The sequence below is a fragment of the Legionella sp. ST3F1 genome (genome assembly GCF_048553315.1).
In the GTDB taxonomy this organism is placed as follows: domain Bacteria; phylum Pseudomonadota; class Gammaproteobacteria; order Legionellales; family Legionellaceae; genus Tatlockia; species Tatlockia donaldsonii.
In genome coordinates this window covers 1-7017 of the sequence record NZ_JBLZIO010000036.1, presented here as the reverse complement: position 1 = coordinate 7017, position 7017 = coordinate 1, and the positions used below count along the sequence as shown (strand labels likewise).

Here is a 7017-nt window from a genome sequence, read left to right as displayed (position 1 = left end):
AGCTTTATTGCAACCAGGCTACGCTAGCTTTATTCAACAGGTGGCTTAATGTTGGTTTTCTCATCGTGCCTCTCCTAATTGAGGGAAAAGTCCGTGAGATGGTTCATTACATTCGAACCAACAAAAACTATTTTAGGCTAAAATTCATTTTTCCACACGTTAAAAAAATTTTAAAATTCATAGGGATAAAACGATATCGGCTAAAATAGTAGATTGCTGGCCGAAGCCCCCACGTACAAATCATGCCCTGAGGGCATTAACTGATTTTTTAGTGCGTTAGCTAACCCTTCCGAGATAAGCGCAAGATTTCGTGAGTTTGCTGTAACGATTACTGAACCTGAACGAGGACTTGAACCCTTGAACCATTTAGAATGTTCACTCATAAAATTTGCAATCGTCTTCTGAATATCAATTAATAAATGACTGCCTTCAGGAAAGTAAATATCAGACTCAAGCCCGCTACATTGCGGTAAATCAATCTTAAAATCAGGATGTAAAAGTTTTTGCGCTAAATACTCGCTATGAATAAGAGTCACTAATTTCTTGATAACTTCTTGTTTAACGTTTGTGGCCATATGCAACTGTGTACTTAAAGCAACAAAGCGTTTGGGCTTTTCCTCTTCTGACATCTTAAGTTCTAATACTTGTCCAGGTTTCTGTAGATCTAACAGGAGTTCCGAAGTCTTCATATTGATCTCCCGTAAACCCATACCAACCTCAACTATAAGCTCAAACAATTGATCAAGGATTCCGTTATAAGTTTCAAGATCTATGTTGTCTTTCAGAAAAGTCAGGGTATTAATGAGTAGACCTTTATAAGATTTGGCTTCGGGAAATCTCCAGGAGCGCAATTGGACCGATGCACGTTGCTCAAATTCTTTACGATAAAAAGAATCAGGCATGCTATCATCATAGACCAACGTATCTGGCATTAATGATAATTGGTCATGGTATAAAAATTTTCTTATAAAGGGAGGATACTCATCAAAGAGATCAGTACGCATCGCTGATTTGATAGCATTGCACAAAAATTTCTTCATTGCTTCAGCCTGAGGATCCTTTTCTTTTATTTGCTTAAGATAATTTTGAAAGGCTACGTGTAAAATTCTACATAGTGTCCTAATTAATTCGATTTGAAGAACTTGCCTCTGTTCAACTTTCTGGTGTAATTTGGCATCAAATAATGATTTTATGGAATTAGCAGTATGCCAAGGATATTCCTCTAATATTTCGATGAGATTATCACCTCTTTCTTTCAAACGCTCCCATGCAAGAATTTCCCTATATAAAATCGGATTTCTTTCTTCGTTTACCAAGTCTTCTAATAACAGTGAATGACGTTTTGGTGATGATAGACTATTGTCATCACTTTCAGTGAGTTCGTCCTCGATCGTGGTCAAGACTCCTTGGGTAACCTCATTGTTATCCTCAAAGACTTTGAGGGGAATTCGCTGTCCCTCAAGTATGACTTCAGTAGGTTCAGGTTCTTCTGTCGCTCTCGATGAGTCTTTATTTTTAAAAAAGCTGCTAAAGGATTTGGATACAGCCTTTCTAAACAAATTTCTCCTTCTTGACTCGGCCGGCGCCGCTTTAGGATAGTGATTACCAGAAGAGCTCCCAACGTTACCATGCCAACTCGTTTGATTTATTTTGGGATCATAATTTTTTCTAGATAATTTAGAAGTTCCCAAACTATCTTCAGGTACAGGTAACTCCTTTTCTTTGCCTTTTAAACTGCTCGGACTAATGTCTCTAGCTGATAATGATTGTAAATCGTTATCGAGTGATTCATGATGCGGGTCATGAAAAATAACCTCAGGATTTTGATTTAATTGGCTATTTTTATATTTAGGATGTTTAGATTTTTCTTTACTGAACATTTCAGTCTATCCTTAGCTGCGGGGTATCCAGAAAGAGCATTATCGCCGACACAACCATCTTATGTCTAACTTAGAGATAGATTGTGGTTTTCTATTTGAGCACTAATTAATGACGTGGTCCAATAGATTTGACTACCCCAGTTAGGCCAGGTGTTTTGCGTCGGGGCAATTTCAGACAACATTAGTTCCCATTTGCGCAATGTAGATGTCATTACTGCAATGCAACTATTTTTGGCTGATTGGGCAAAATTATGTATTTTCAGCGCTTTCCTATTTTTGCGTCCCAGTATTGTTGTAACTCAGATCATTATGGTTATAAATAACTCTTAAACCATTTCGTAATTACGTTATAATCTCTTCTACTATCTGGGGAGGAGAGTACATTTTTTCAACGCCTAAGCACTGACGAAGCCAGGCATGAAGTAAAAGAAAAGCAATGAATTAAGCAAGAGGTCAAATGATGAGAAGTCAAGTTGAGGTCAAGCCAGCAGAAAAATCCAGTGTAAGCTTGTGGATATCGAGAGATACGCAAGAGCCTATACTCGCTTTACAACGGCCAGATAAACTAATTCTAGTAACAGCCGTAAGACCGGTAGCCATCCCCACCGTGCAGTCTTTTTCCTACTCTTGTTTGTTCTTTTGTGGCTGTCCTGACATACCCAAATTCCCCACAACCCTCAATCCCTACGAATTACATATCGAAACAATATATATGAGCTGCCCGGATATCCCTATAGAAAGCCTCAGAGATCCCGTGTTGAAAATGGGTGAAATTGATAACCAATGCGCTGATTTGCTTGAAAGCACTATCTTGGGAGCGGATGCGCTCTTTGAAAAACATGATAATGCATGCACTTTGATTATTAAATTGATACGTCAATGTACTGACGAGAATATAAGGGTGGATTGGGCTAATGCCATATTGGGGATAAATGATGATTATAAGAGCGAGAGCATTTTAAGGCTTTAAGACCATTGCGGTTGGTTATCCCTGTAAGACAAGAGAAGAGAGCGTAGCCTGGTGCTTGCAACCAGGATTTCAACATAATGCCCTATACCTCATTCACCAAAATCGCTCCCTGAGAACTCCCTACTCCAATTTTTCGGTAACAAACCTTCACTGACATACCGATGGAAACTTGAGTTAGGCCAATCGATAACTTCTTTTACCAATCCGTGTTTCACCGGGTTAAAATGAATGTCATTCACATGACTACAAAAATCTGATTCATCTCGAATACGAGGCTCCCAGAATCGTCGCTGCCATAAATTGTACTCATCTCGCTGTATTAACCCTTTTTAAAGAGATTTAATGGATTCGCTGGCGCAAGACAGGTCATCAATCGGTCTGCCATCCCCTCAAAAGATTGTTTGGCCTGTTGATTTGGGATTGTTGGATGAACACCACTGATTGCATTGGTCTTTTCCAGAAGAGATTGTAATGGGTTTAGCAGAGTCTCCTGTAAATCAGGTTTTCCTCGACCGCCCAGTAATGCTGTAATTGCCTTATAATCGCTCATACTAAAACACCTTTATTTTCTCTTGTCAGCATAGCAGAGCATCCTTAAAGTATTATTAATTATAAAAATTTAACTTGGCATTTTTTAACAAAATGGATTAAATACAGACAATTTTTTGAAACTAAAGAGTATTTGGATGCTAACTGTCATTGAAACTAAGCCTCCATGCCGTATGGAGAATAATTCATTCGCTCAGGCTATCGAAACAGAGATTAAGCGATTTGGAAAACAGTAGACAAATCGAACGCTAGGTTTGCTTTAATCTAGAATAAACTGGGAATATAGATTCATTTTTTAAGCCTGGAAACTTTTCTAATAAAACTTGTTAGTATTATAGGCAAAGGGATTTTTATGAGGGTTGTAGTACAAAACGATGTTGCTCCCTTATCTGTGGTAGAGTTTCAATTCAGAACTATATGATCCAGATGAAGCAGGATCTATAAAGGATTTAAACCAACCAAGGAATGTAATGAGTAATCCATTTTCTTTACTCCCAGAAGAAATACACCCTTTATATCATGAACACCTTTCTTATATAGACATAAAAAATCTTTCTTTTACTTGTAAATTTTTTTCTCAATCCTCTATCACACTTGCTGAGCTAAGAAATCGACAAAGTACTATTCATAGGGTTTATGCAGGTGTAGATGCCGCTTATTTTTTATTCAAAGATGGAAAAGTTATGTCGATAGGTAGTCACCTGAGGGGGCAATTAGGAATAGGAACAACTCATTTAAGTTGCCAGGATTTAATGTCGAATTTAAATAAGATTAACTTTCCTCCACAAATTTATATCGAAAAATTAGTGGCTGGATATCAACACGTTTTTTTTAGAACAGCTTGTAAGAAATGGTATGGTTGTGGGTCTAATGGGTATGGAGAATTATATTCTGGAAATAAAGGCGACTCTTTTTCCCCTACTCCAGTTAAGCCTTTAGGTGCAGGAGAAATAGAAAATATTGTAGCCGGTAAAAATTTATCTTTTTTTAGGTTGGAAAATGGTGAGTGGTATGGTGTAGGAAACAACGCTTATGGTCAGCTAGGAACGGGACACAATCAAACTCCACTTATCCCTCAACTAATACCATCCCCTGGTGGGAGCAGAATCAGAAATATTTTCACGCAAAACAATTCAACAATCTTAGAAACCGATGATGGTATTTATTATGGTTGTGGTCAGAATAGTTATGGGGAGTTAGGACTAGGCCATACGGATAAGCAAATTGTTCCAGCTCCTATTCCATTGTCGTTAACTCATCGTATTGTAAAAGTAGTACACGGTTTCTTTGCTCGTACCTATTTTCAAACGGACGAAGGATGGTTTGCATGTGGTATAAATCGCACAGGACAGTTAGGATTTAATCACAAAAGAGTTCAGCTTACACCTGCGTTAATAAAGTTGACTGATAATTGCAGAATTACCTCCGTTTCTCCGGGAAATGCCCATACTGTATTGGGTGATGAGCGTGGTAACTGGTATGTTTGTGGAGCAAATAGATACGGACAGATTAGCATATCTACTAAATCCAGATTTCCTGTATTTCAATTAAGCAAAATATTTTTGCCTAATGAAGAAAAAATATGCACCGCAATTGCAGGAGGAAATTTCACCCTCTTTCAAAGTGCAAATAATTCTTGGTACTCTTATGGTGAGATAAAAATTACCTTGGAACATGGACAATCTAATCTTCCTACACCATTCCAAAAACAGTTTTGATAAGTCGCCATTTTAGCTCGCTTAGGAGAGGTTTCTCATTATTTCAAAATTCAAATCACAGTGACCTTCTTGAAATTATAGGTGCCGCCCGGCGCTTTATCTCGCCTGTAATTGACCATGAGGTTGCTCTTCCCTGGGAACTTGCAACCAATCAATTAACATTTTTACATCGGGGACAAAAGTCTGGGCGCAATACGCTGGTAAATCCTGGTTGCAAGCAATCAGGCTACGCTAGCTGCATTCCACAGACGACTTTAATGAGGAATTCTAAGGCCAAAATTAAATTCTATCGTGGAATAAAAAATTCAAGCATTGACCCCATTTACAGCAACATTAATTTTAGATAGCTATTCCTTTTTGGAAACAAACTATTCCTAACATTCCCTGTAATTTCGATTCATCATTACCTATAATGATCAAAATATATACTAAAAAATAAGGCTGAGGTAATAAATGAGTAAAGAAAAACAAATTAGAGAAGGTGGGAAACTATTTGCTCTTGGCCTTTTAGCTTGCAGTTTTAGTACAAGCGCTATAACGAAGGTTATGAGTCGATTTGCGGAAGACCATGTAAGCGAAATTCATCATTATCCAAGCGAAAAGATTGCAGGATTCATAAAAAACGTTGAAGAATATGCTTTAGAACAAGCTGGGGGACACACTGGGTTACTTGTTACCACCGATGATTGGGGATTTTCCCGTACCAGCCTAGTAGGCAATTGGGCTGACCACCCCTATTCTCTTCGATTTCCAGCCAGCCAAGCCTTTAACTACGTGTTTGAAACTGACAGACTCTATGTGGGTTATGGTCATGAAAACCCTTTACACTATAAAGCCTGTGAAGAAACCTTAGATCAGTTAGAGGAAATAACCGGCCCCTCACTGCCTAAGGCAGAAGATTATATCAATCAATTACCGCTGTCCCAAAAAGCGAAAGAAAAATATATTGGAGAGTTACGCGAGGCATTAGGGGATGTTAAAACTAATTTTGAGATATACAAAGAACTGGCTTCAATAGAGTATGAGAATGGTACCAAGCTTTGGCAATATCAATCTCCCTGTAAACTGGCTGAAAAATGTATTTCGCGCGTAACCAAGAAGGCTAAGGCAGAGGCAGAGAAATTTCCTCTTTTAGATAAAGCCCTTAAAGATTTAGCCAGCGCAGCACATAAAGAAGGAAACCCTCCTATAAAAGAATGGGCTGAAGAGGGGCAGAAAATGTTAGAACGCTATCTTGGAGACCAAGAGTATAGCTTTGAGTCGTTCGAAAAAGACTTTGATTGCCATTGCCGAAAACCAGAAATCAAGGATAATGTCCCTTCAACGCTAACCCGTTATGTTAGTAAAGTACTAAACGCTTTTGAGCGAATCCTTTCTCTTTTTGGTAAAAGTGGCTTAGCGCCTAGTTTCTTTAAAAATAAAGATCCATTGTCTCTTTTAGATACTTTTGACGCTAAAGATAGCCTACAAGAACAACGCTTACCGGATCCTTCTTTTCATCCCAGCAAGACGAAAATAAAAATTCTTGCGATCCCCAGCGACGAGAGAGGTAGTAATATACGGGCTGTTTATAATTTACTGGATAATCCCCTCATGAAGAATCAAGATGGCTCTGTTCCAAAAATTATTGAAGCAATAAAAGACCTGGTAGGAGACATTAATCCTGAATCTGAGGAAGAAATATACGATACTATTGTTAAAATCAGGGAAAAAATCAGCAAAAATGGAGATAATGAGGTAAACCCACATGCTTTAGCTGTTATAAATGCCTTTAATCAATCGAGTGCACATACTTTTAGAAACATTCGTGAATCATTGTCTGATGATCCCCTAAGATCTGCCATCCTGGATAGTCAATCGGAAAGTAGGTTGAATTTATAAACATTTTAGATAGCAAGCA

5 protein-coding genes are annotated in these 7017 nt (G+C 38.1%); 3 read left to right on the top strand and 2 right to left on the bottom strand.

All coding sequences use genetic code 11. The features are described from left to right. Positions 1-200: 200 nt before the first annotated feature. Entirely contained in the window at positions 201-1880 is a 1680-nt protein-coding gene (locus ACN4Z1_RS15755) for a hypothetical protein (protein WP_228363815.1), read from the bottom strand. Between the two features lie 457 nt (positions 1881-2337). Between ACN4Z1_RS15755 and ACN4Z1_RS15750 the strand changes: the two genes are divergently transcribed. Further along, positions 2338-2850, top strand: coding sequence for a hypothetical protein (locus tag ACN4Z1_RS15750; RefSeq protein ID WP_228363816.1), 513 nt, complete (start codon positions 2338-2340; stop codon positions 2848-2850). A gap of 319 nt (positions 2851-3169) precedes the next feature. Here ACN4Z1_RS15750 and ACN4Z1_RS15745 read toward each other — a convergent pair whose 3' ends face one another. Beyond that, the gene (locus ACN4Z1_RS15745; RefSeq protein ID WP_228363817.1) at positions 3170-3400 is read right to left on the bottom strand and encodes a hypothetical protein; all 231 of its coding nucleotides are present in this window, start codon (positions 3398-3400) and stop codon (positions 3170-3172) included. 469 nt (positions 3401-3869) lie between these two features. Between ACN4Z1_RS15745 and ACN4Z1_RS15740 the strand changes: the two genes are divergently transcribed. Together ACN4Z1_RS15740 and ACN4Z1_RS15735 are read left to right on the top strand one after the other, a co-directional pair. Next, positions 3870-5117, top strand: a complete 1248-nt coding sequence (locus tag ACN4Z1_RS15740) for an RCC1 domain-containing protein (protein WP_228363818.1) — start codon at positions 3870-3872, stop codon at positions 5115-5117. Between the two features lie 453 nt (positions 5118-5570). Further along, entirely contained in the window at positions 5571-6998 is a 1428-nt protein-coding gene (locus ACN4Z1_RS15735) for a hypothetical protein (protein WP_228363819.1), read from the top strand. Positions 6999-7017 lie beyond the last annotated feature (19 nt).